The organism is Olavius algarvensis spirochete endosymbiont, from assembly GCA_900608495.1.
In the GTDB taxonomy this organism is placed as follows: Bacteria; Spirochaetota; Spirochaetia; order DSM-2461; family DSM-2461; genus UBA2779.
Genome location: UWYT01000309.1, coordinates 1 through 220, shown reverse-complemented (window position 1 = coordinate 220; position 220 = coordinate 1). Strand labels below are relative to the sequence as shown.

The 220-nt window shown below is 54.1% G+C and carries 1 protein-coding gene; it reads right to left on the bottom strand.

Annotation, left to right across the window (positions count from 1 at the left end):
• Positions 1-220 (bottom strand): NHL repeat-containing protein (locus S1OALGB6SA_RS09275; RefSeq protein WP_442789593.1); only part of this gene is annotated, 220 nt, incomplete at both ends.

Genomic DNA, 220 nt, shown 5'->3' with positions numbered 1-220 from the left:
AGGTGCTTACCACTCTATCTTCTATTCTATCTGCCGGCGTGATTTTCCGGATGAGATGGTTGAATCCATCAGCCACATAGACATTGCCCTCTGAGTCCACAGCCACACTGTGGGGGAGGTTAAACTGTGCTTCTGTGCCAGTTCCATCCGTACGACCCTTTGTGCTGCCGGCAAAGGTGCTTACCACCCCCGCCGGCGTGATTTTCCGGATGCGGTGGTT